19 protein-coding genes are annotated in these 23,129 nt (G+C 71.6%); 11 read left to right on the top strand and 8 right to left on the bottom strand.

The genetic code is table 11. The features are described 5' to 3' along the window. Positions 1–7 precede the first annotated feature (7 nt). Positions 8–2,263: a heavy metal translocating P-type ATPase gene (locus FHU36_RS11725; RefSeq protein WP_185083741.1), complete on the top strand. Its 2,256-nt coding sequence runs from the start codon at positions 8–10 to the stop codon at positions 2,261–2,263. A 100-nt stretch (positions 2,264–2,363) separates the two neighbouring features. Here FHU36_RS11725 and FHU36_RS11720 read toward each other — a convergent pair whose 3' ends face one another. After that, positions 2,364–4,778, bottom strand: a complete 2,415-nt coding sequence (locus FHU36_RS11720; protein WP_185083740.1) for a heavy metal translocating P-type ATPase — start codon at positions 4,776–4,778, stop codon at positions 2,364–2,366. A gap of 94 nt (positions 4,779–4,872) precedes the next feature. Here FHU36_RS11720 and FHU36_RS11715 point away from each other — a divergent pair, with 94 nt between their 5' ends. The 5 genes from FHU36_RS11715 (at position 4,873) to FHU36_RS11695 (ending at position 9,934) form a co-directional block, all read left to right on the top strand. Beyond that, entirely contained in the window at positions 4,873–5,415 is a 543-nt protein-coding gene (locus FHU36_RS11715) for a DUF4396 domain-containing protein (RefSeq protein ID WP_185083739.1), read from the top strand. A gap of 268 nt (positions 5,416–5,683) precedes the next feature. Then, positions 5,684–6,130 (top strand): hypothetical protein, encoded by a 447-nt coding sequence (locus FHU36_RS11710; protein WP_185083738.1) that lies wholly within the window; start codon positions 5,684–5,686, stop codon positions 6,128–6,130. Positions 6,131–6,234: 104 nt separating this feature from the next. Continuing rightward, the gene (locus FHU36_RS11705) at positions 6,235–7,377 is read left to right on the top strand and encodes a PLP-dependent cysteine synthase family protein (protein WP_185083737.1); all 1,143 of its coding nucleotides are present in this window, start codon (positions 6,235–6,237) and stop codon (positions 7,375–7,377) included. Beyond that, positions 7,374–8,693: an MFS transporter gene (locus FHU36_RS11700; RefSeq protein WP_185083736.1), complete on the top strand. Its 1,320-nt coding sequence runs from the start codon at positions 7,374–7,376 to the stop codon at positions 8,691–8,693. Before FHU36_RS11705 ends, FHU36_RS11700 begins: the two co-directional genes overlap by 4 nt. 218 nt (positions 8,694–8,911) lie before the next feature. Beyond that, positions 8,912–9,934 (top strand): hypothetical protein, encoded by a 1,023-nt coding sequence (locus FHU36_RS11695; protein WP_185083735.1) that lies wholly within the window; start codon positions 8,912–8,914, stop codon positions 9,932–9,934. Between the two features lie 101 nt (positions 9,935–10,035). On the opposite strand, the gene FHU36_RS11690 is transcribed toward FHU36_RS11695, so the two are convergent. Next, on the bottom strand, positions 10,036–10,737 hold the full coding sequence (locus FHU36_RS11690; RefSeq protein ID WP_185083734.1) for a DUF305 domain-containing protein: 702 nt from the start codon (positions 10,735–10,737) through the stop codon (positions 10,036–10,038). 193 nt (positions 10,738–10,930) lie between these two features. After that, a complete protein-coding gene (locus FHU36_RS11685) occupies positions 10,931–11,182 on the bottom strand; it encodes an SHOCT domain-containing protein (protein WP_221495844.1) in 252 nt (83 codons plus the stop codon). A 412-nt stretch (positions 11,183–11,594) separates the two neighbouring features. Here FHU36_RS11685 and FHU36_RS11680 point away from each other — a divergent pair, with 412 nt between their 5' ends. The 4 genes from FHU36_RS11680 to FHU36_RS11665 all read left to right on the top strand — a co-directional run bounded on the left by FHU36_RS11680 (position 11,595) and on the right by FHU36_RS11665 (position 15,442). Next, positions 11,595–12,389 carry a DUF2382 domain-containing protein gene (locus FHU36_RS11680; RefSeq protein ID WP_185083733.1) on the top strand — a complete coding sequence of 265 codons (795 nt, stop codon included), beginning with the start codon at positions 11,595–11,597 and terminating at the stop codon, positions 12,387–12,389. Between the two features lie 285 nt (positions 12,390–12,674). Next, positions 12,675–12,809, top strand: a complete 135-nt coding sequence (locus tag FHU36_RS45550; RefSeq protein WP_281394169.1) for a hypothetical protein — start codon at positions 12,675–12,677, stop codon at positions 12,807–12,809. 122 nt (positions 12,810–12,931) lie between these two features. Beyond that, on the top strand, positions 12,932–14,347 hold the full coding sequence (locus FHU36_RS11670) for a DUF2254 domain-containing protein (protein ID WP_221495843.1): 1,416 nt from the start codon (positions 12,932–12,934) through the stop codon (positions 14,345–14,347). Between the two features lie 138 nt (positions 14,348–14,485). Then, positions 14,486–15,442 (top strand): winged helix-turn-helix transcriptional regulator, encoded by a 957-nt coding sequence (locus FHU36_RS11665; protein ID WP_185083732.1) that lies wholly within the window; start codon positions 14,486–14,488, stop codon positions 15,440–15,442. Here the strand turns inward: FHU36_RS11665 and paaN are convergent. Genes paaN through FHU36_RS11650 form a run of 3 tightly spaced genes read right to left on the bottom strand, consistent with a single transcriptional unit; the run spans position 15,402 to position 18,691 of the window. Then, positions 15,402–17,063, bottom strand: a complete 1,662-nt coding sequence (paaN, locus tag FHU36_RS11660) for a phenylacetic acid degradation protein PaaN (protein WP_185083731.1) — start codon at positions 17,061–17,063, stop codon at positions 15,402–15,404. The two genes, FHU36_RS11665 and paaN, sit on opposite strands and share 41 nt — an antisense overlap. After that, on the bottom strand, positions 17,060–17,521 hold the full coding sequence (locus tag FHU36_RS11655; protein WP_185083730.1) for a PaaI family thioesterase: 462 nt from the start codon (positions 17,519–17,521) through the stop codon (positions 17,060–17,062). Before FHU36_RS11655 ends, paaN begins: the two co-directional genes overlap by 4 nt. A 6-nt stretch (positions 17,522–17,527) precedes the next feature. Continuing rightward, a complete protein-coding gene (locus tag FHU36_RS11650) occupies positions 17,528–18,691 on the bottom strand; it encodes a thiolase family protein (RefSeq protein WP_185083729.1) in 1,164 nt (387 codons plus the stop codon). A gap of 71 nt (positions 18,692–18,762) precedes the next feature. Between FHU36_RS11650 and FHU36_RS11645 the strand changes: the two genes are divergently transcribed. Further along, positions 18,763–20,277, top strand: a complete 1,515-nt coding sequence (locus FHU36_RS11645) for a class I adenylate-forming enzyme family protein (protein WP_185083728.1) — start codon at positions 18,763–18,765, stop codon at positions 20,275–20,277. A 23-nt stretch (positions 20,278–20,300) separates the two neighbouring features. On the opposite strand, the gene FHU36_RS11640 is transcribed toward FHU36_RS11645, so the two are convergent. After that, entirely contained in the window at positions 20,301–21,473 is a 1,173-nt protein-coding gene (locus tag FHU36_RS11640; protein ID WP_185083727.1) for an acetyl-CoA acetyltransferase, read from the bottom strand. After that, positions 21,470–23,056 (bottom strand): class I adenylate-forming enzyme family protein, encoded by a 1,587-nt coding sequence (locus FHU36_RS11635; RefSeq protein ID WP_185083726.1) that lies wholly within the window; start codon positions 23,054–23,056, stop codon positions 21,470–21,472. The genes FHU36_RS11640 and FHU36_RS11635 overlap by 4 nt, the downstream gene beginning before the upstream one ends. Between the last annotated feature and the right edge of the window lie 73 nt (positions 23,057–23,129).

Genomic DNA, 23,129 nt, shown 5'->3' with positions numbered 1-23,129 from the left:
AGAGGTGATGGCTCCCATCACCGATGACAGGCTGCCGCTCTCCGGCGGCTCCGTCGAACTCTCGATCGGCGGCATGACCTGCGCGTCCTGCGCCAACCGGATCGAGCGCAAGCTCAACAAGCTCGACGGCGTGACCGCCACGGTCAACTACGCCACGGAGAAGGCGAAGGTGACCTTCCCCGAGGACCTCGACCCGCAGTCACTGATCGCCGAGGTGGAGAAGGCCGGCTACACCGCCGCACTACCCGCCCCGCCGGCGCGGGACTCCCAGGCGCAGGAGCCGGGAGAGGCGACTGACGAGCTGCGACCGCTGCGCAACCGGCTGATCACCTCTCTGGTCCTGGCGATCCCCGTCATCGCGATGGCGATGGTGCCCGCGCTGCAGTTCACCAACTGGCAGTGGCTGTCGCTGACGCTGGCGGCGCCGGTCGTGGTGTACGCGGGCTGGCCGTTCCACAAGGCCGCCTGGACCAACCTGCGCCACGGCGCCGCCACCATGGACACCCTGGTGTCGCTGGGCACACTGGCGGCGTTCGGCTGGTCGCTGTGGGCGCTGTTCTTCGGCACCGCCGGCGAGCCCGGGATGACGCACCCGTTCGAGTTCACCATCGCCCGCACCGACGGCTCGATGAACATCTACCTGGAGGCCGCCGCCGGGGTGACCGCGTTCCTCCTGGCCGGCCGCTACTTCGAGGCCCGTGCCAAGCGGCGCGCCGGAGCCGCGCTGCGGGCACTGCTGGAGCTCGGCGCCAAGGACGTGGCCGTGCTGCGCGACGGCGTCGAGGTGCGCGTCCCCACCGACCGGCTCGCCACCGGCGACCGCTTCGTCGTACGGCCGGGCGAGAAGATCGCCACCGACGGCGTCGTCGAGGAGGGCAGCTCGGCGGTCGACGCCTCCATGCTCACCGGCGAGTCGGTGCCGGTGGAGGTGCGGCCCGGCGACACCGTCACCGGCGCCACCGTCAACGCCGGCGGCCGGCTGGTGGTGCGCGCCACCCGCATCGGCTCCGACACCCAGCTCGCCCAGATGGCCAAGCTGGTCGAGGAGGCGCAGACCGGCAAGGCCCAGGTGCAGCGGCTCGCCGACCGCATCTCCGGGGTGTTCGTGCCCGTCGTGATCGCGCTCGCCCTGGGCACGCTCGGCTTCTGGCTGGGCACCGGGGCCGGGGCGACGGCCGCGTTCACGGCGGCGGTCGCGGTGCTGATCATCGCCTGCCCGTGCGCGCTCGGCCTGGCGACGCCGACCGCGCTGCTGGTCGGCACCGGCCGGGGCGCCCAGCTCGGCATCCTCATCAAGGGCCCCGAGGTCCTGGAGTCCACCCGCCGCGTCGACACCGTCGTGCTCGACAAGACCGGCACCGTCACCGAAGGCCGGATGACCCTCGTCGCCACGCACGTCGCCGACGGCGAGGACGAGGCCGAGGTGCTGCGGCTGGCCGGAGCGCTGGAGCACGCCTCCGAACACCCCATCGCCCAGGCGATCGCCCGGGGCGCCGCCGAACGGGTCGGCGACCTGCCCGCGCCCGAGGACTTCGCGAACGTCGAAGGGCTCGGCGTGCAGGGCGTCGTGGACGGGCACGCCGTGCTGGTGGGCCGGCCCAAGCTGCTCGCCGAGTGGTCGCAGTACCTCCCCGTCGAGCTCGAACGCCGGCTCGAGGCCGCCCAGGCGGCCGGCCGTACGGCCGTCGCCGTCGGCTGGGACGGGCGGGCCCGCGCGGTCCTGGAGGTGGCGGACGTGGTCAAGCCCACCTCCGCCGAGGCGATCCGGCAACTGCGCGGCCTGGGACTGACGCCGGTGCTGCTGACCGGCGACAACGAGGCCGTCGCCCGGAGCGTGGCCGCCGAGGTCGGCATCGACGAGGTGATCGCCGAGGTGCTGCCCGCCGACAAGGTGGACGTCGTCAAACGGCTGCAGGCCGACGGCCGTACGGTGGCCATGGTCGGCGACGGGGTCAACGACGCCGCCGCGCTCGCCCAGGCCGACCTCGGCCTGGCCATGGGCACCGGCACCGACGTCGCCATCGAGGCCTCCGACCTCACCCTGGTACGCGGCGACCTGCGGGTCGCGGCCGACGCCATCCGGCTCTCACGCCGGACGCTGCGCATCATCAAGGGCAACCTGTTCTGGGCGTTCGCCTACAACGTGGCCGCCCTGCCGCTGGCCGCCATGGGCCTGCTGAACCCGATGATCGCCGGTGCGGCGATGGCGTTCTCCAGCGTCTTCGTCGTCACAAACAGCCTGCGGCTGCGCGCCTTCAAGTAACCGGCCGAGCCGCGCGATGCCCCGAGAGCATGGCTCTCGGGGCATCGCGCCGGTACGGGACGCACGGTCCCGGGCAGGACTCGGCGCCGAGGGGTTGCGGTCAGCCCGTCCGGGAGGAGGGCTCGGGGCGGGGCAGACGGAGCCGTTTGAGCATGAGGGCGTTGACCGCGACGATGAAGCTGGAGCCCGACATCGACAGGGCGGCGATCTCCGGCCGGAGCACCAGGCCGAAGGCGGGCTCGAAGACGCCGGCCGCGATGGGCAGCGCGATGGCGTTGTAGCCGACGGCCCAGCCGAGGTTCTGGCGCATCTTGCGTAGCGTCCCCCGGCCGATGGCCAGCGCCGTGGGGACGTCCAGCGGGTCGGAGCGCATCAGCACCACGTCGGCGGTCTCGATCGCGACGTCGGTGCCCGCGCCGATGGCGATGCCGAGGTCGGCCTGCGCCAGCGCGGGCGCGTCGTTGACGCCGTCGCCGACCATCACCACCTTGCGCCCGCCGCGCTGCAGTTGCGCGATCTCGGCGGCCTTGTCGCCGGGCAGGACGTCGGCGATGACCGCGTCGATGCCGATGCGTTCGGCGATGCGCCGGGCGGTGGCCTCGTTGTCGCCGGTCAGCATGATGACCTCGATGCCGGCTTGGTGCAGCGCCTGGACCGCCGCCGCGGAGGTCTCCCTCGGCGCGTCGGCGATGCCGATGAGTCCCGCGGCCCGGCCGTCCACGGCGGCGATCACGGCGGTGCGGCCGCCTGCGGCGAGTTCCTCCCGGCGGGCGGCCAGCGCGCCGAGTTCGATGCCCTCCGCCTCCATGAGGCGGCGGTTGCCGACGGCCACGCGCCGGCCGTCAACCTCGGCGATGGCGCCGTGGCCGGGCACGTTCTCGAACTTGACCGCCCGCGCCGGCGCGCCCAGCGGGTCGGCGTGGCGCACGATGGCTTCGGCCAGCGGGTGTTCGGACTCGCGCTCGACCGCGGCGACCAGGCGCAGCAGCTCGTCTTCGGGGACTCCGTCGACGATGACGTCGGTGACCTCCGGCTCGCCCTTGGTCAGGGTGCCGGTCTTGTCCATGACCACGGCTTGGATCCGGGCGGAGGTCTCCAGGGCCAGCGCGTTCTTGAACAGCACGCCACGCTTGGCGCCGAGGCCGGTACCGACCATGATGGCGGTGGGGGTGGCCAGACCGAGTGCGTCCGGACAGGTGATCACCACGACCGTGATGGCGAAGAGCATGGCCGTGCCGACGGGTGCGCCGGACAGCAGCCAGACCGTGAAGGTCAGCGCGCCGCCGATGAGTGCGACCAGCACCAGCCAGAAGGCCGCCCGGTCGGCCAGCCGCTGGCCGGGCGCCTTGGAGTTCTGCGCCTGTTGGACCAGCTTGACGATCTGGGCGAGCGCGGTGTCGGAGCCGATCCTGGTGGCCGTCACGCGCAGGGTGCCGTTCTTGTTGATGGTCGCGCCGATGACCGCGGAGCCTGGGGACTTGTGCACCGGCAGGCTCTCGCCGGTGACCATCGACTCGTCCACCTCGCTCTCGCCGTCGACGACCTTGCCGTCCACCGCGATCTTCGAGCCGGGGCGGACCAGCAGCACGTCGCCGACGGCGACCTCGGCGGTAGGGATCTCCACCGGCTCGCCGTCGCGTATCACGACGGCTCTGGGCGGCGCCAGGTCGAGCAGCGCACGGATCGCGTCGTTGGCGCCGCCCCTGGCGCGCATCTCCAGCCAGTGGCCGAGCAACACGAAGGCCGCCAGCACCGTGGCCGCCTCGTAGAACACCTCACCGCCGCCGGTCAGCGTGATGAACACCGAATACAGCCAGCCGGCGCCGATCGCCACCGCGACCAGCACCATCATGTCCAGCGTGCGCGCCCGCAGCGCCCGTACGGCGCCGTCGAAGAAGATCCAGGACGAGTAGAAGATCACGGGGAGGCTGAGCAGCATCGCCCACACGTCCTCCCGCAGCCCGAACGGCACCGGCACGTGCAGACCCAGCATCTCGCGGCCCATGGGCGACCAGATCATGATCGGGACCGACAGCAGGGCCGCGACCAGGAACCGGTTGCGCATGTCGGCGACCATGGCTTCCATCGACATGCCGTCGTGACCGCCGTGGCCCATCGCCTCGTCCGGTGACGGCACCTGCTCCTCGCGTGGGGCCGGAGGATGCGCCACGTGGACGGGTGGGTGCTCGTCATGGACCGCCGTCGCCCCATGACGGCGTGCGGCGTCCTTGCCGGGCGGGTCCGGCTCGGCCATCGGATCGCAGACGTGGGCGGGCACCGACTGCCCCGCGCAGTGGTAACCGCACTCCACCACCCACCGGCGCAGTTCGGCCACCGAGGTCACGCGGGGGTCGAACACCACGGTCGCCGCCTGGGCGACCGGGTTGACCTCCACCTCGATCACACCTGGACGGCGGCCCAGCACCGCGGCCACCACGTTCTGCTCGGACGCCCAGTGCACCCCGCTCACGTCCAGCACCGCCGTGCTGCGTCCCTTGAGCTCCACGTCTGCCATACAGGGTCCGTACCCGGCAGGGGCTTGCAATATACCCATGGGGGGTATACGTTCAGGCGAGTAACCGACATTCGCGACATGTTCTGGAGTCGTCATGACCGAGCAGCAGCAGCACCACGACCATGCCGGACACGACCACGCCGGACACGCGGCGCAGCACCACGGGCACCAGCACCACGGGCACGACGCGGGTCAGGCGAAGGTGTCCTGGCGGATGGCGGCGTCGGCGACGCTGCACTGCCTCACCGGGTGCGCCATCGGCGAGGTCCTCGGCCTGGTGATCGCCACCGCGCTCGGCTGGGCCACCGCTCCGTCCATCGCCCTGGCCGTCGTGCTCGCGTTCTTCTTCGGTTACCTGCTCACGCTCCTCCCGCTGCGCAGGGCCGGGGTGAGCTGGGGTGCCGCCGTCAAGCTGGCGCTGGCGGCCGACACCGTGTCGATCATCGTGATGGAGATCGTGGACAACGGCGTGATGCTGGCCGTCCCCGGCGCCATGGACGCCGGTCTGACGTCGGGGCTGTTCTGGGGCGCGCTGGCGTTCGCCCTGCTCGTCGCCTTCCTGGTGACCACGCCGGTCAACAAGTGGATCATCGGCAAGGGCAAGGGGCACGCGGTCGTCCACGCCTACCACCACTGAGCCACGCGACCTCGCCCAGCGGGCGAGATCCACAGACACCAGGGCCGCAGCCACCACGGCTGCGGCCCTGGTGTCGCCGTGTGGCGCCCTCACCCGCCGCTCCCTCGCCGACGGCTACGGGTCCGGGCCGGACGCCCCGCAGATCATCGCCGGGCGCCGCGACCTGATCCGGCAGGCCCGAGGAACCGGATGAGGCTGACCCCTTGCCTGTCAGCCACTGTTTGAGGTCAAGTCATCACGGACAGTGATTAGAGTTGTGGTCGTACTGATGCGGCAAACCGTCCGGCGCGGAGGCGACGCCTTCGCGCTGTGCACGGCCGTGCTCGGCATCGCCGTGCTGCTGCATCTGACCTTCGCCGTGCTCACCTCCACCCATTCCGCGCACCAGCACGGGACCGGTGCCCAGCAGCCTGCCGTCGGCATCACCGACCCCGGGGCTCACACTTCGATGGTCGTGACCGCCGGGCACGATCCCACACCGTGCCACAGTCCGCCCAGCGGGCACGACCACAGCCGGTGTGGGGCGGTGGCCGGGACGCCGATCACCGACGCGCGCCCGTTGCTGCCGACCGGGCTCGCGATCGGTCACGTGGTGATCGGCACGCACGCCCTCGCCTCGACGCCGTCACCGATACGGCGGCGCCATGGCGAGCGACCGGCCTGCTCGCCGGCCGGGGCCGCCCTGCTGATCCTCAACTCCGTCTCCCGTATATAGGCCGCCCCACGGGCACACCCGCCAGCGGCTCAGCGCCCCGCGCGAGCCGCGGCCCCGGCGTCCCGCACGCGAGCCAAGCACATCGCAGCCACGGGGAACGGACCATGACCTACACACTCAACCCAGCGCCGACCACGCCGTCGTCGCTCAGTCAACTGATCACGCCGAACACCTGCCACGCCCCCCAGCACGTGGTCGGCAACACGCCGGTGCTGTGGATCCCGGAGATCGCCACCGGAACGGGGCCCGGTTTCTGGGCCAAACTCGAAGGCGGCAATCCTGGAGGGATCAAGGACCGATCCGCGCTCTACATCGTCGAGCGAGCCCGCGAGCGCGGGCGACTCCGGCCGGGCGCGCCCATCATCGAGTCCACCAGCGGAACCTTCGGCCTGGGCCTGGCCCTGGCCGGCATCGTGCACGGCCATCCCGTCACGCTGGTGAGCGACCCGGGCATGGAACCTCTGATGCGCCGACTGCTCGCCGCCTACGGGGCGCGCGTCGTCACGGTCACCGAGCCGCACCCGACGGGCGGCTGGCAGCAGGCCCGCCGCCGGCGCGTCCAGGAGCTGCTGGCCGAGCATCCGGACGCGTACTGCCCGGACCAGTACCACAACCCCGACAACGTCGCCGCCTACGAGGGGCTGGCCATCGAACTGGCGGGTCAGCTCGGCCGGATCGACGTGCTCGTCTGCGCCGTCGGCACCGGCGGCCACAGCGCCGGCGTCTATCGCGGCCTGCGGCGCTTCTACCCCGACCTGCGCCTCGTCGGCGTCGACACCATAGGGTCGACCATCTTCGGCCAGCCCGCGCGCTCCCGGCTCATGCGCGGGCTGGGCAGCAGCATCTACCCGGGCAACGTCGCCTACGAGGCCTTCAGCGAGGTTCACTGGGTCGCGCCGGCCGAGGCCGTCTGGGCCTGCCGGCGCCTGGCCGCGCTGCGGTACGCCACAGGCGGGTGGAGCGTCGGCGCGGTCGCGCTGACGGCTTCCTGGCTGGCCCGCGAACTGCCCGGCCACACCAGGATCGTGGCCGTCTTCCCCGACGGGCCGCATCGCTATTTCGACACCGTCTACAACGACGACTACTGCGCCGCTCACGAGCTCGTCGGCACGCCGGAGGCCGATCCCGACGTCGTCGACCACCCCGCCGAGCGGGAGGTGACGCGCTGGACGCGCTGTGCGACCGTGCTCGACCCCTCCGGCGAACCCTCCGGCGACCCGCCCGCGTCCGTGGGAGGCCGGCGGTGAAGAGCACGCTCGCCCTGGCCCGCTCCTTCGACACGCCGGTGAAGCTGCTGCTGGTCAACCAGCTCACCATCAACACCGGCTTCTACATGCTGATGCCCTACCTGGCCGGGCACCTGTCCGGAACGCTCGCGCTGCCGGCGGCCATGGTCGGACTCGTCCTCGGGATGCGCAATCTCAGCCAGCAGGGCATGTTCCTCGTCGGCGGCACCCTGGCCGACCGGCTCGGCTGCAAGTCGATGATCGTCGCAGGCTGCGGGCTGCGTACGCTCGCCTTCCTGCTGCTGGCGGTGGCCGACTCGCTGCCCGCCCTGCTGGTCGCCTCCGGCCTGGTCGGGTTCGCCGGCGCGCTGTTCAACCCTGCCGTGCGCGCCTACCTCGCCCGGGAGGCCGGTGCCCGCAAGGTGGAGGCGTTCGCCGCCTTCAACGCCTTCTACCAGCTCGGCATCCTGATCGGGCCGCTGATCGGCTTGGCGCTCAACGCGGTGGCCTTCAAGCTCGTCTGCCTGAGCGCGGGCCTGATGTTCGCGGCCCTGACCGTCGCGCAGCTACGAGCCCTGCCCGCCGAGGCTTCGCCACGCGAGGCAGACCGGGACGCTCAGGAAGAAGAGCCGCAGGCCGTTGAGAGGCGCGGCGTGCTGGCCGGGTGGCGCGAGATGCTCGGCAACCGGCCGTTCCTGCTGTTCTCCCTCGCCATGATCGGCTCCTACGTGCTGAACTTCCAGGTCTACCTGGGCCTGCCGCTGGAGGTTGGCCGGGTCAGCGACGGAGAGCTCGGCATCACCCTCATCTTCGCGATCTCCGCGGCGCTGACCATCGCCGGGCAGGCGCGCGTGACGGCCTGGGCGAAAGATCGGTGGCGGCCGTCGCAGGCCATCGCCCGGGGCCTGGTGATGATGGGACTCTCCTTCGCCCCGCTGGCCATCGCCGCACCCTGGGCGGGCGCGGTCGGTCATGGAGGCGGCGGCACGGCCGGCGCGCCGGCGCTGGTGCCGGTCCTGTCGACAGCGGCGCTGCTCAGCATCGCCACCATGATCGTCTATCCGTTCGAGATGGCGACCATCGCCACCTTCGGCGGCCGGCACATGGTGGGCACCTACTACGGCCTCTACAGCACCCTGGCCGGCATCGGGGTCGCCGCGGGCAACGTGCTCACCGGATGGGCGCTGGATCTGGGCACGCACGCCGGACTGCCCTTCCTGCCCTGGCTGGCGCTGACGGCGATCGGCCTGGGTTGTGCTGCCGCCGTCGCCGCCCTGGACCGGTCAGGACGCCTGGCGGCCTCGGCCGAGCCCGTGTCGGCGAGGACGACGGCGTAGGAACACCCGTGCGGGTTCCAGGTGCCTGCGGCCTGGAACCCGCACGATGGCGCCCGGCGGGTGACGGTCCCCTTCATCCATGTACGCCTGCCGTCGTAGTCGCTCGACCGCTGCCGCCATGGGAGTAGTGGTTTTTGACTTCACCGGTACGACGACGTGTCCAGGCCCGGAGGCGATGATCGGAGCTCCGCATCAGGCGATCTCAAAGGACATGATCAATGTCGCTGCTCATCCGTCACGTCACCCCTGTCTCCCCGCAGCGCGCCCGCGGCCTGCTCGCCGAGGTGTATGCGCAGGTCAACGCGGAGTTCAGCAGTATCGGGCCGGCGGTGATGATGATGTCACCCGCGCCGGAGCTCATGGCGGCCGGCTGGTCGCTGATGCGCGAAGCCCAGCTCGCGGGCCAGGCCCCCGCGCTGGACAAGACCCTGGTCGCCCTGGGAGCGGCCCAGGCCAATCAGCTGGAGTACGACGTACAGGCGTTCCTGTCCGTGCTGCGGCTCATGGGAGAGCCCCAGCTCGCGGACGTGATCGCACGAGGCGGATCACCGGCTGACCCGAGGTTCGCCGGCCTCCTGAAGTGGGCGGCGTCCACCGGCGTCGAAGGTGTCGATCCGGTGGAGGCGCCGTTCTCGCCCCAGGTGGCCGCCGAGCACATCGGCACGGTCCTGTTCACCCACTTCGTCGACCGCGTGGCGGCCGTCATGCTCCCGGCCGGACTGACACCGGGCAGCATGGACCCGGACGACGAGCCCCCGTTCGAGGGCGCCCCCGTTCTGCGCGAACTCGGCCGGGATCTCCGGCCGGGCGACACCCTCGCGCTGCTGGAGGACCTGCCCACAGGAGAGCCGCCCGCGTGGGCGGCGGACCTGCCGATCGGACGGGCCTACGCCACTCTTGCCGCCACCGCCGCGCAGGGAGCGGGCCTGCTCACCCCCGATGCCGCGACGGTTGTGGCCGACGTCGTCGCCGCGCACCGCGGCCGTCGCCGGCCTGCGGGCGACTGGCTGGACACGCCGCTGTCCGTGCTCTCTCCGGAGGAGCGCGCCGGGGCGAGCGTGGCCGTCATGGCCGCTCTGGCACCGCATGCCATCACCGACGAGCAGGTCGCGACGTGGCGCGCCACCGACCGCCGCTTCAGCGACCACTGCACCGTCTACCTGCTGGCCTACGGCGCCATGACGGCCGTCACGCACATCGAGGCCGACATCACCGCCGCCCTCGGCGGCCAGAGGTCCTGACGGGCCGGTGGCGGCAGGACCGTGCGGTTGCCGGATGGCTGCGAGGTGGCTGGGCAGGCGGTCCGCGCGCTCACGTCGATCGGCGCGGCCGGGGGAACCGTTCAGCTGCCCGTTGGAGACGGCTCGGAACCCGTGGGCGAGGGCATACCTGGCATGCCTGGCATACCCCGCATGTTCGGCACGCAGGGCATGCTTCCCGGGCCGTACCACTGGACCAGCCACTGGCGCATCTGCATGGCCTCGTCGTGCTGGCCGTCGCGGACCGAGCGGGCGAAGTCCGCGACCTCGGAGTGCTGCGCCTGGCCACTCATGAGCAACTGCTGCGACATCATGATCGCCACCATGTGGTGCGGGAGCATGTCCTGCAGGAACGCCTTGTCCAGTTCCTCGCCGGACAGCCCCGACAGATCCCGCATCATCGTGCTGGCCGGCGTCGGCGTGGGGCTGGACGGGTACCACTGGGCCAGCCAGCCCTTCATCTTCTCGATCTCGGCGCTCTGCGTCTCCACGATGCTCCGCCCGAGCCGCTGCATCTCCGGCCGGTCCGAACGCTCCAACTGCCGGGCAGCGGTCACCGCTTCCTCGTGGTGCGGCACCATCTGACTCAGGTAGTCGGACTCGCCGGTGATCGGGCGCATCTCTCCCATGCCCGGACAGTTCCACGTCCCCGACGGTGTTTCCGTAGGACTCGGCGCGGGTGTCGGCGAGCGGCTGCTCATATCCGCGGCGGCGGCCCCCGCCGTCGCCACGGCGGCGAGGAGCACCCCGGCCGCCACCCCCGTCTTCAGCGAGCGTCGACTCATGTCTTCCCCCAACCGCTCGTGCGGTCTGCGTCCTTCCACGATAGCGGGCCCCTTCGACGATCACTGGTGGGCTGACCTGCGCTGTTGCCAGCTCCCGAGGCCAGGGTCGACCACCCGTCCGGTGAAGACCACGCCGCGACAGCCTGCCCGCGGGTGCCCTACCGGGAGGCGAGCGAGGACGCCCGCAACGGTGTCATCGTGACTGGCCCCGCCCGAGGCGTTCCCGCGCCTCGTCGTAGGCCGCCGCGTCGATCTCACCCTTGGCGAACCGGCGGGCCAGGATCTCCTCCGCGGTCTCCCGGCCGCGGTCCCCGCGCCCCGAGGTCTGCGCGACCCTGAGGGCCGCCCAGACGACCGCGCCGATGAGCAGGATCCACACGATGGTCATCACGATCATCCAGCCCACTCCCGGGCCATACCCGTACATCATCATGACCACCTCCACCTTCCACTCTTCGCCGTTCGGCCCGTGGGCGACAGGGACTTAGGTCACCAGGCGGCCGGGCTGTGTCCCGTTCAGTGGGCGAAGACTCCGTGGACCTTGGAGCCGCGCTCGCCCTCGGGGTGCACGAGCATGGTGATCGAACCGGCCCCGATCCACAGCGCGAAGGCGATGCCCATGGCGTAGGCCTGGTACTGCTGGCGGCTGCGCCGGCTCGCCCAGAGCCGGGTGGCAAATGTGGAGAATTCCGGTATGGGACGCCGTCAACGAGGTGAGAGTAAGCGGCTTGACTCATCGACCACAGATTTAAGCGCATTACATGAGTTTTGGCATAGATCTCCCTTGCGGTGTGGCTGGAATTGTTTCTCTTCCCTCACCCCCGGTTAGGGGAACCGGACCAACGAGAGGAGAAGGCATGATCACCCGAGAGCAGATCCCCATGGTGCTCGACCACCCGGTCTTCGACACCACGGGACAGAGAGTCGGGGAAGTGAAGCACGTATTCCTCGACGACACGACAGACCGTCCGGAATGGCTGTGCGTCCGAACCGGCCTTTTCGGCACCAGGGAGACGTTCGTCCCGATGCAGGACGCCGAATTCGTCCAGGACCACGTCGAGGTGCCGTACGACAAGGAGCGCATCAAGGACGCGCCCAGCGTGGACGTCGACGCGGGCGGGCACCTGTCTCCGGACCAGGAACGGGATCTCTACCGCCACTACGGCATCGACTGGGGCCAGGCCTGGCAGCAGGCTAACGAGCCCGCCCAGGGCGGCTGGGCGCACACCGCCGGGGAGCGCGAACGCGAGCGCATCGGTGGCCTCACGGACGACGCGATGACCCGCTCCGAAGAGCAACTGCACGTGGACACCGAAACATACGAGAGCGGGCGGGCCCGGCTGCGCAAGTTCGTCGTCACGGAGGAGCAGCAGGTCAGCGTTCCCGTCACACGCGAAGAGGTACGCGTCGAACGCGAGCCGATCACGGACGCCAATCGCGACGCGGCGCTGTCCGGGCCGGAGATCACCGAGGCCGAACACGAGGTCGTCCTGCACGCGGAACGGCCCACGGTCTCCAAGACGACCGTTCCCAAGGAGCGGGTGCGGATGACCACGGAACAGATCGCCGACGAGGAGGTCGTCTCCGAGGAGATCCGCAAGGAGCGGATCGAGACCGAGGGCGACATCGGCGAGTCCGGACCCACGTCCTGAGGCCATTCGCGATTCTCGACATCGCCGCCGCCGTTTCCGCGCGGCGGCGATGTCGTCACAAGGACCTGCGCCACTATTCACGGCGTTCCGGGGCGTCAGGTAAGAAACGGGGATCGAGGTGTTTTTCGAGTCCTGGAGTGAAATCGTCCGTGTCATCACCGCCGCTCTCGTCGCCTATGCGGTGCTGATCGCGATGCTGCGGCTTTCCGGTAAGCGCACCTTGGCCAAGATGAACGCCTTCGACCTCGTCATCACGGTCTCGCTGGGTTCCACGCTGGCCACGCCTTGGAGGACATCGCCGCCGTCGTGCTGGAGGCCAACGGCACCTTCAGCGTCATCACCCACGGGAAGCTGGGCTCGGGCAGTGCCATGGCCGACGTCGTCGCGCACGGGGATGATTCCCGCCCAACCGCCGGGTGAGACGCCGAACCGCCATCGCCCAGCAGCGTCCGTCGCTGTCGCCATGCACCGTGTCTCGCCGGCCGTGACATCGCCGCCGTTCAACCGCCCCCGATGGTCATGCGTCGTGAACGGGTGACCAGGTGATCAAGCGGAGTCTCCGGACGATCGTCGAAGGAACGGGATCGCCGATGGGACCATCGGATCTTGGGGGCAGGCTGATTGTCCTGCGGGACACGCTGCGCACCCAGCTTTGGCTGCTGCCCTCTGTCGGCGTGGGTCTTGCCCTGGGTCTTGGAGTGGGACTGCCCCAGCTGGACGCACGGATCGGACGCGACCTTCCCCCGTGGATGACGGGCTACCTGTTCGGCGGGGGCGCGAGCGCGGCCCGGACAGTGCTGGGTGCCATCGCCGGCTCTCTGATCACGGTGACGTCACTGACGTTCTCCATGACGTTGGTGACGCTGCAGCTCGCGAGCAGCCAGTTCTCCCCGCGTCTGCTGCGCACCTTCGCCCGAGACCGGTTCGTCCAGGCCACCCTGGCGCTGTTCCTCGCCACCTTCATCTATGCCCTGACCGTGTTGCGCACGATCCGATCCGCCGGCGAGTCCAGAGAGGTCTTCGTGCCGCAAATAGCGGTGACCACGGGATTCGTCCTGGCGCTGGTCAGCGTTCTCGCCCTCGTGCTCTTTCTCGCGCACCTGGCCCGGGAGCTGCGGGCGGAAACGACGTTGCTCAGAGTGCACGGCGAGGCGAACGAAACCATCCGCCGCGTCCTTCCGCCACGGCGGTTCGAGTCCGTGGATGTCAGACCCGTGTCGCCGCCTCCTGAGGCGGTGCCCCTGCCCGCCGGTGCCTCCGGCTTCGTGCTGAGGATGGATGAGAGCTCACTGCTGTCCGCGGCGGTGGAGGCCGATGTCGTCCTGCTCATCGACTGTTGTCCGGGCAGCCTGCTGGTCGCGGGAACCCCGATGGGAGCCGGCTGGCCGCGCGCCGCGACATCGTTCGACGCCGACATCGAACTCCGGCTCACCCGGCAGGTCGCCAGGGCGATACGCACCGGCCCCGAACGGACCGCCGCCCATGATGTGACGTACGGGCTCCGGCAGCTCATCGACGTGGCCGTCAAGGCGCTGTCACCGGGGATCAACGATCCGACCACGGCCGTCCACGCCCTGGGCCATGTGTCGGTTCTCCTGTGCGACCTGGCAGGCCGCCAGCTCGGGCCGCGGCCACTTCGCGACGAGCGGGGCCGCGTACGGGTCATGCTGTATCAGCCGAACTTGGCCGACTTGCTGACGATGACGCTGGCGCAGCCCCTCCACTATGGCGCACACGATTCCGCCGTCCTGGCCCAGATGTTCTTCCTGCTACGTGACCTCGCCTGGTGCGCTACCTCCGACCAGCGCCCGGCAATCGCCCATCAGCTGGAGGTCCTGCGCGCCGAAGCCGCCGGGCGACAGTTCGGATCGAGGGAGATGGCGCGTTTCGACATGCTTTCCAAGCAGGTCGAGCAGGCGCTGGCCGGCCGCTGGACACCCGCGTGGACTCCATCGTGAACATGCTCTCTCCCTGCGACGCCACAGCGGCGGCTACGCGTCCCCGCGGGAGCGGTGATCGCAGCGTGCGCGGTGCCGAGATGCTCGGATAGCTTTTGTAGCCGAAGCGAGGGATCGGCGAGGAGCGGGGAACGGCGAGTGACGGTGACGGAGCGGCCCAGCGCGATCGGGCAGGCGCTGCTGGCGATCGGCGATCAGTGGACGCTGTTGATCCTGCAGCGGGCCTTCCTCCTGCACGTCCGGCGCTTCGCCGATTGGCGTGACCAGCTCGGCGTGTCCGAGTCGGTGCTGGCCAACCGGATCAAGGAACTGGTCGCGGGTGACCTGCTTCGGCCGGCCCCGTATCGAGAGCAGGGCCGCACCCGGACCGAGTACCTTCTCACCGAGCGGGCGATCGAGCTGTGGCCGCTGCTGGTGGAGATCTGGTCGTGGGAGCGCCGGTGGGCGCCCCGCCGTCGCGGGCTTCCGGAGTTGACGCACGACGTCTGCGGCAACCGCACTGATGTGGAGCTGGGCTGCGCGGGCTGCGCTCGGGCACCGGTGACCGCCCGCGACACCGAGACCGTGCGGGACGCGGCCACGTTCGCCCAGGTGACGGTGCCGCGCCATCATCGCAGGACCGTCCGGAGCGACGGCGAGCACGACCCGCTGTCGTATTTCCCCGAGACCTTCGAGCTGCTGGGCGACCGCTGGAGCACGGTGATCCTCGCGGCCGCCTTCCTCGGCATACGGCGCTTCGCCGACTTCCAGTCGGAGCTCGGCGTGGCGCCCTCGGTGCTGTCCAACCGGCTGCGTCTCTTCACCGAGTTGGGCGTGCTCGCCGTGGACGGCCCCGAGACGCGGCCGAGGTACCGGCTGACGGAGAAGGGCCTGGACTTCTACGGGATCTTCGCCTTCGTCGTGGACTGGGGCCAGCGGTGGTTCACCGGCCCGCCGCGGACCGACCTTCGGGTCACTCACCGCGCGTGCGGCCAGCCGTTCCGTCCGTACCTGCGGTGCCGGTCGTGCGGGCAGGCGATCAGCCGTAGCGAGGTGCACTTCGTGTTGCCCGAGGTCATTCCCGAGAGGCGGCTGCCGCTCGCCGGGACTGGGTGACGCGGAAGCGTCCGGCGACGAAGGAGTCGTCGGTGAGCGAGGCGTTCCCGGCCGGGTTGAGTCCGGTGACGTGGTAGTCGCTGTAGGCGGCGGAGAAGTTCAGCGGCATCGGGCCGGTGAGGTTGCTGGTCAGGGCGGCGCCGGCCAGGGCGTAGGCGTTCTCGGCCCGGTCCAGGTAGGCGTCGTCGGTGGCGTAGGCGAAGGCGGTGATCGCGCCGTGCTCGCGCGCGTCCTGGGTGGCCCGGGCCAGCGCCTGGTCGGCGTCGTCGCAGTCGATCACGAAGGCGACCGGGCCGAAGCGTTCCGCGGCGAACAGGTCGTGGTCGTCGATGCCGACCCGGGCCAGGAGCGGCCCGCTGGTGCGGGCCTCGGGGTGTCGGGGGTGCTCGTACGGCTGTGCGTCGAGCAGGACGCGGCCGCGGGCGGCGGCCTGCTTGCCCACCTCGTCGAGGAGGGTGAGTGTGGCCGGCGACTGGATCGCGCCCAGCACCGCGGCGGCGCGCCGCGGCACCGTGGACACGGCCCGTACGGCGTCGGCCAGCCCTTCGGCGAACTCCTCCACGCTCACCAGGCCATCGCCGGTGGGCAGGCCGCCGCGCGGCACGTAGATGTTCTGGGGGCTCGTGCACATCTGTGCGGAGAACAGGCACAGCGAGCCGGCCAGAGCGCGCAGCACCGGTTGCAGCTCGCCGGCGGAGTGCATGAGGACCGAGTTCACCCCGGAGGTCTCCGTGTACGCCACGGCGGGGAAGGCGTTGGCCTCGACCCACGAGCCGAAGGCGGCCGAGCCGGTGAAGTCCACGATCCGGACGGCGGGGTGCCGCACCAGCAGCTTGGTGACGGGCTCGGCGGTCGTGTCGACGGCCAGCCCGATCAGGCCGGGGTCGAAGCCCGACGCGGTCAGGACGCGGCGGCAGGCGCGTACGGCCAATGCCATCTGCAGGACCGAGCTGGGGTGCGGCTTGACGATGACCGGGTTGCCGGTGACCAGGCTCGCGAAGAGCGCGGGGTAGACGTTCCAGGCGGGGAAGCTGGCGCAGGCGACGACGACCGCGACGCCCCTGGGCACCAGGCGGTAGCGTTTGGTCAGCTCGACCGTCGACGGGCCGAAGGCGCGGGCCCAGCGGGCGCTGCCGGGCACGCGGGACATCGCCGCGAACGCCTGCGCGATGGCCTCGACGCCCCGGTCGAGCGCGTTGGTGCCGCTGCCCGTCAGGCTCATGCCAAGACTCTGTCCGGTCGTGTGCACCGTGGCGTGGGCCAGTTCGGCGGCGTGGGCGTGGATGCGCTCGCACATCTCCAGGCATACTCCCGCCCGCACCCGGGGGTCGGCCTCCCGCCATCGCGGCCACGCCTGGGTCGCGGCCGCGACCAGGCGGTCGACGTCCGCCCTGAGGTAGGAGATTCCGAGTGGTTCGCCGGTGTAGGGGGAGATCTCGTCGTCCTGGACGGCCTGTACGCCGGGGCCGTCGTCCTCGAACGGCCTGCCCAGCTGCGCCTCGAAGGCGGCGGGCGAGGCGGTGGACGGTTCCCCGTACGCGCTCCAGCTCTCGCGGGTCCGGCACGCCTCGATCGCGCGTTCCAGGGTCGTGCGGTGCTTGTCGAAGAGGTCGGTCGTCATGCTTCCACTCCGTCCGGGTCGGGCCAAAGGATCATCTGGGTGCAGCGGAACAGTGCGATCGGGCGGCCGGCACCGTCGCTCACCACGGCGTCCCACACCTGGGTGCGCCGTCCGCCGTGCGCGAGGGTGGCGACCGCGCGGACCGTCCCCTCCCGAGCGGTGCCGGTGTAGGAGGTGGTCAGTTGCACCGTGGTGAATCCGCGTGCGCCCCTCGGCAGCCGCAGCCGGCAGCCGATGCCGCAGGCGGTGTCGGCCAGCGCGACCACCGTGGCGGCGTGCAGGTAGCCGTTGGGGGCCAGCAGCTCGGGGCGTACGTCGAGCTCGGCCGTCACCGCGTGCTCGTCGGCGGCGACGACCCGGAAGCCCAGCAGGCCGGGCAGCCGCCCGGCCACGAGCCGGGTGAGGCTCGCGGGGGTCGGTGCCTCGGGGGTGGCGCGGGGTGCCCGGTCGTCGGTCATGGCGGCTCACGCCTCCAGCACGACGGCGATGCCCTGCCCGACGCCGATGCAGGCGGCGGCCACGCCGATGCCGCCGTGGCGGGCCAGTCGCCGGGCGCAGTCGACCGTGGCCCTGGCGGCTGACGCGCCGAGTGGGTGACCGAGCGCGATCGCGCCGCCGTGCGGGTTCACCAGGTGCTCCGGGACGGCTAGTTCGTCCATGCAGGCCAGCGCCATGGCGGCGAAGGCTTCGTTGAGCTCCAGCACAGCGATGTCGGACAGGGTCCGGCCTGCCTTGCGCAGGGCCGCGTGCACGGCGGGGACGGGTGCCAACGCGAACCTGTCGGGTTCGAGCGCCGCCACGGCCGAGGAGACGATCCGTGCCATGGGCGTGAGCCCGAGTTCCGCCGCCGCCTCGCGGGTGCCCATCAGGACGACGACGGCGCCGTCGCTGACGGGGGAGGAGTTGCCGGCGGTGACTGTGCCGTCCGGTGTGAAGGCCGGTGGGAGGGTGGCGAGCGTGGCGGGGTCGCAGCCGGGGCGCACCGGCTCGTCGGTCGTGACTCCGGCCAGGGGGACGACCACGTCGTCGTGCAGGCCCTTGGCCCAGGCTTCGTGCGCGAGCCGGTGGGAGCGGGCCGCCCATTCGTCCTGGCGGCCGCGGCCGATGCCGCGTTCGGCCGCGACGCGGTCCATGGTCGCGCCCAGTGATTCGGTCCACCCCGCGGGGAAGGCCGGGTTGGGCATGCGCCAGCCCACCGTGGTGGGTACGAGGTCCATCCGGCGCGGCAGGGCGGTGTCGACCGGCGGGAGCACGAAGGGGGCGCGGCTCATGCCTTCCACTCCGCCGGCCACGACCAGTTCGGCGTCGCCCAGGGCGAGGGCCCGCCCGGCGTGCACGATCGCCTCGGCACCCGATCCGCACAGCCGGTTGACCGTCACCCCGGGGACCGTCGGGGGGAGCCCGGCGAGCAGGGCGGCCATGCGTGCCACGTTGCGGTTGTCCTCGCCGGCGCCGTTGGTGTCGCCGTAGACGACGTCGTCGATCCGGGCCGGGTCCAGTGCGGGGTGCCGCGCGATCAGCTCGCGCAGTGGATGCGCGGCCAGGTCGTCGACGCGGACGCCTGACAGGCCGCCGCGGTTCTTGCCGAAGGGGGTTCGGGTGGCGTCCAGGAGCAAGACCTCGCGCATGCCTCTCCTCACAAGCTGACTTCGCCTATAGTACTAATGCTCCCGCCGCCCACAACCCCTCGGAGGCGCCCGTGACCATCGGCCTGCTGGTCCAGCGCGCGGCCGCCCGCTTCGGCGATCGGCGTGCCGTGCAGGGGCCCGACGGAGCCCGCACCTTCGCCGAGCTGGCCGGGCGTGCGTCGGGGCTCGCCCGCGGGCTGTTGTCGCTCGGCCTGTCGCCGGGTGACCGGGTCCTCGAACTGCTGCCGAACGGCTGCGCCCTGGTCGAGTCCGACCTCGCGCTGGCCATGGCCGGCCTGGTCCGCGTGCCGCTCAACCCGCGGCTCGGCCCGGCGGAGTGGGAGCGCATCGCCGACGACTGCGGCGCACGGGCGCTGATCTACGACGCCCGCTTCGCCGAGGACACCGAGGCGCTGCGCTCGGGGCTGCAGGCGGTCGTCTCCGGCGATGCCCCCGGCCGGCGCCTCGACGACCTGGTCACCGGCGGCCCGGTCCCGATCGGGGTCCTGCCTGACGATCTGGTGGGGCTGGCCTACTCCTCGGGGACGACCGGACGTCCCAAGGGCGCCCGGCGCACCCACCGCAACCGCATCGCCTCGGCGCTGGCCATGACGCACGAGGTGCTGGGCGGGCCGCCGGCCGCCGACGCGGTCTACCTGCACGCCGGTCCCGCGATCCACACCAGTGGGCTGTTCGTGCTGCCCTGGCTCATGGCGGGCGCTCCGCAGGTGTTCCTGGACCACGCGGACGCCGCCACGATCCTGGCCGCTGTCGAGGAGCACCGGGTCACGCACACAGCGCTGGTGCCCACGATGGTCTCCCGGCTGGCAGAGGCCGCGGACGGGACCCCGCTGCGCATGCTCGCCTACGCGGGGGCGCCGATGCCGCCCGGGCAGATCCGCCGCGCCAGCGAGCGGCTCACGCCGCACCTGGTGCAGTACTACGGACTGGTGGAGGCGATGCCGCCGCTGACCGTGCTCGACGCCGACGACCACGCCCGCGGCCTGGCAGGGGAGCCCGGGCTGCTGACCTCGGCCGGGCGTGTCTGCCTGGCGATCGACCTGCGCGTGGTCGACGAGGAGGGGCGCCCGCTGCCGGACGGGGAGCAGGGCGAGGTCGTGGTGCGCGGCGACCCGGTGACGCCCGGCTACCACAACGCCGAGGGCCGCGCGGACCTCGGCAAGGGCTTCACGAATGGCTGGTTGCGCACGGGGGACATCGGGCACCTCGGCCCCGGCGGGCGGTTGTGGCTGACCGACCGCAGGAACGACATGATCATCACCGGGGGTTACAACGTCTACCCCCGGGAGATCGAGGACGTCATCGCCGGCGTCGACGGGGTCGCGGAGGCCGCGGTCGTGGGGCTCGCCGACGGGGAGTGGGGCCAGCGGGTCGCCGCCGTCTACACCTGCCTCGCCGGTCGCCGGATCGAGCCCGACGAGGTCCTGCGCCGGTGCCGGGCGGCGCTTCCGGCGCACAAGAGGCCGAAGAGCGCGCTTTCGGTGACCTCGCTGCCGCTCAACGCCACCGGGAAGATCAGCCGCCGGGAGGTGCTCCGGCGGATGGAGGCCGGCGAGCGCTGGTGAGCGTTCGCCGTCACCGGCGGGCCTCAGCCGCCGGTGACGGCGAACAGCGCGACCGTGGTGCAACTGCCCCCGATGTTGAGGGTCAGCGCGGTGCGCGCGCCCGGCACCTGACACTCGCCCGCGGCCCCGGAGACCTGGCGGGCGGCGTCGTGCAGCATGCGCACGCCGGTGGCGCCGACCGGGTGGCCGAGACCGATGAGGCCACCCGACGGGTTGACCGGGATGCCGCCGTCGAAGTCGATCAGGCCGCTCTCGATCGCCCGCCAGGACTCGCCCGGGGGCGTCAGCCCGAGGTGGTCCAGGGCGACGTACTCGGTGATCGTGAAGCAGTCGTGCGTCTCGATCACGTCCACGTCCTCGGGCCCGCGCAGCCCGGCGCGCTCGTAGGCGTCCAGCACCGCCCGCCGCAGGTGCGGGAACAGGTACGGCTCACGCCTGGCCAGCTTGTCCGCCAGCAGCATCGGGGCCGTACGGTGCGCCCATCCCGAGATGACCGGGCCCCGCCTGCCATACCGCTCGTGGGCGAGGACCACGGCGGCGGCGCCGTCGGTGATGCGGCCGCAGTCGTACTTGCGCAGCCGCCCCTCGACCACGGGGTTGAGGACGTCGTCCGTCCCGAAGCAACCGTCGGGGAAGGACCACGACCGGGCCTGGGCGAGCGGGTTGCGCAGGGCGTTGCCGTGGTTGATCTCGGCGATCCGGGCCAGGTGCTCGTGGGACAACCCGTGACGCGCGTCCACCTCGTCGGCGATCTCGGCGAACAGCGCCGGCCAGGGGAAGTCGGCCGCCTGCGCCTCCCGGCCGGCCCAGGCCGCGCAGCCCAGGTGCCCGGCGGCCTCCTTGGCGCCGACGTTGCGCATCAGCTCCACGCCCACGACGAGGGCCACGTCGTACCGTCCGGCCTCCAGATCGGCCATGGCGGCCAGGACCGCCATGGATCCCGACGCGCACGCGGCCTCGTGCCGGGACGTGGGCAGCATGGCCCACGCGGGGTCGATCGCGGCCACCATGCCGCCCAGGTGGGCCTGCCCGGCGAACAGCTCGCCCGCCAGGTTGCCGACGTGCGCCACCTGCACGTCCCCGGCGGGTACGGCCGCCGCCTCCAACGCCCCGAGCGAGGCTTCGCGCAGCATCTCGAACAGGCCCACGCCGGAGCGGGCGAAATCCGTCTGGTATCCGCCGAGAACGTGGATCACAGCTTGAGCTCCCTCTTGAGTATCTTGCCGACCGGGTTCCTGGGCAGCGCGTCGACGATCTCCAGCCGTTCCGGGAGCTTGTACGACGCGATGCCCTTGCCGCGCAGGAAGTCGACGAGCGAGGCGAGGTCCAGCCCGCTCTCCTTGCTGACGATGACCGCGCACACCTTCTCGCCGAGCACGTCGTCCGGGTAGCCGGTCACGGCCACCTCGGCGACCGCCGGATGCCCGGCGAGCAATGCCTCCAGCTCGGCGGGGGCGATGTTCATGCCGCCGCGGATGATGATGTCCTTGGCCCGGTCGACGAAGCGCAGGTACTGCCCCCGCTCGCCGGCGATCTCGAAGAGGTCTCCGGTCCTGAGGTAGCCGTCCTCGTCGAACGGGTCAGCCATGGCCGTGCCCGGCAGGTACCCGGCGAAGACCGTGGGGCCGCTCAGCCGCAGCTCGCCGGGGACACCCGGCTCGGTGATCTCCTTGCCGTCCGGGGTGACCAGCCGCGTGCTGACCCGGTCGAGCAGCTCCGGCGCCCCCGGCGCGCCGGGGCGGGGGAAGAAGCGGGCCCGGGTCTCCGGGTCCGGCATGTGGGCGGGGTCCGACAGCAGGGTGATGCCCTCGTTCGAGCCGAAGAAGTTGATGATCGCGATGCCGTGCCGCTCCTGCCAGCCGCGCACCATCGACGGCGGCAGCGGGGCGGAGCCGGAGCCGATGCGGGTCAGCGAGGAGATGTCGGTCTTGGCAAGCAGCGCGTCCTGGTGCAGCAGCATCGTGAGGAGCGCGGGCGGGGCCAGGGTATAGGTGACCCGCTCGGCCGCGATCTGGCCCAGGTACGTGGGCAGGTCGAAGGGATGATGCTGGACGAGCGTCGCGCCGACCCGCAGCCAGGGCAGGAAGACGCCGCCGATCCCGGCCATGTTCACCATGGGGAAGGGGTTGAGGATCACGTCGCGAGAGGTGAGCGCGGGCGCGGCCGTGCAGATCGCCTCGATGGCCAGCCAGTCGTAGTGGCACCTGGGCACGCCCTTGGGTGTCGCCTCGGTGCCGGAGGTCCAGCAGATCGTCACCCGCTCCGCGGGGTCGGCCTCGCGCCGTGGCGGCCCTGCGTCGATCTCCGGGCCGGGCACGCCCTCCAGGTCGCCCGGCCAGGACAGCGTGGGCGTGCCCTCCGGCGCCCGCGACTCGCGGCCGCTGACCAGTAGCCGGGCACCGGACAGGGGCAGCAACTGGGCCAGCTCGTACTCGCGGTACTGCATGGGGAAGGGGGTGACCGTCGCGCCGAGCCGGACGGTCGCGAGGAAGCTCACCGCCAGCTCCACGCTGTTGGGCAGTTGCACGGCCACCACGTCACCGGGACCGATCCCGTGCGCGTGCAGCACACCGGCGACGCGCTCGACCTCCGCGCCGAGCTGCTCCCAGGTCAGCCGCTTCGGCGGGCCGTCCAGCAGGTCGGCCTTGTTGAGCGGGTCCACGATCGCCGTGTCGTCGGGCCGGGTCGCCACGTGCGCTGCGAGGAGCTGGTCAATGGTGTCACCGGTCCACCAGCCCGCCGCGGTGTAGCGGGCGATTCGGTCTGCGGAATGCGTCATCGCGACTCCCAGGGGTGTGATGGGCGCAACACTACGAAAGCCGAAGCCAGCCCGTCAATGTCCATATGTTGAC

It is taken from the genome of Nonomuraea muscovyensis (assembly GCF_014207745.1).
In the GTDB taxonomy this organism is placed as follows: Bacteria; Actinomycetota; Actinomycetes; order Streptosporangiales; family Streptosporangiaceae; genus Nonomuraea; species Nonomuraea muscovyensis.
Note: the sequence above shows the minus strand (reverse complement) of the source record. Positions and strands in the feature narration are given on the sequence as shown.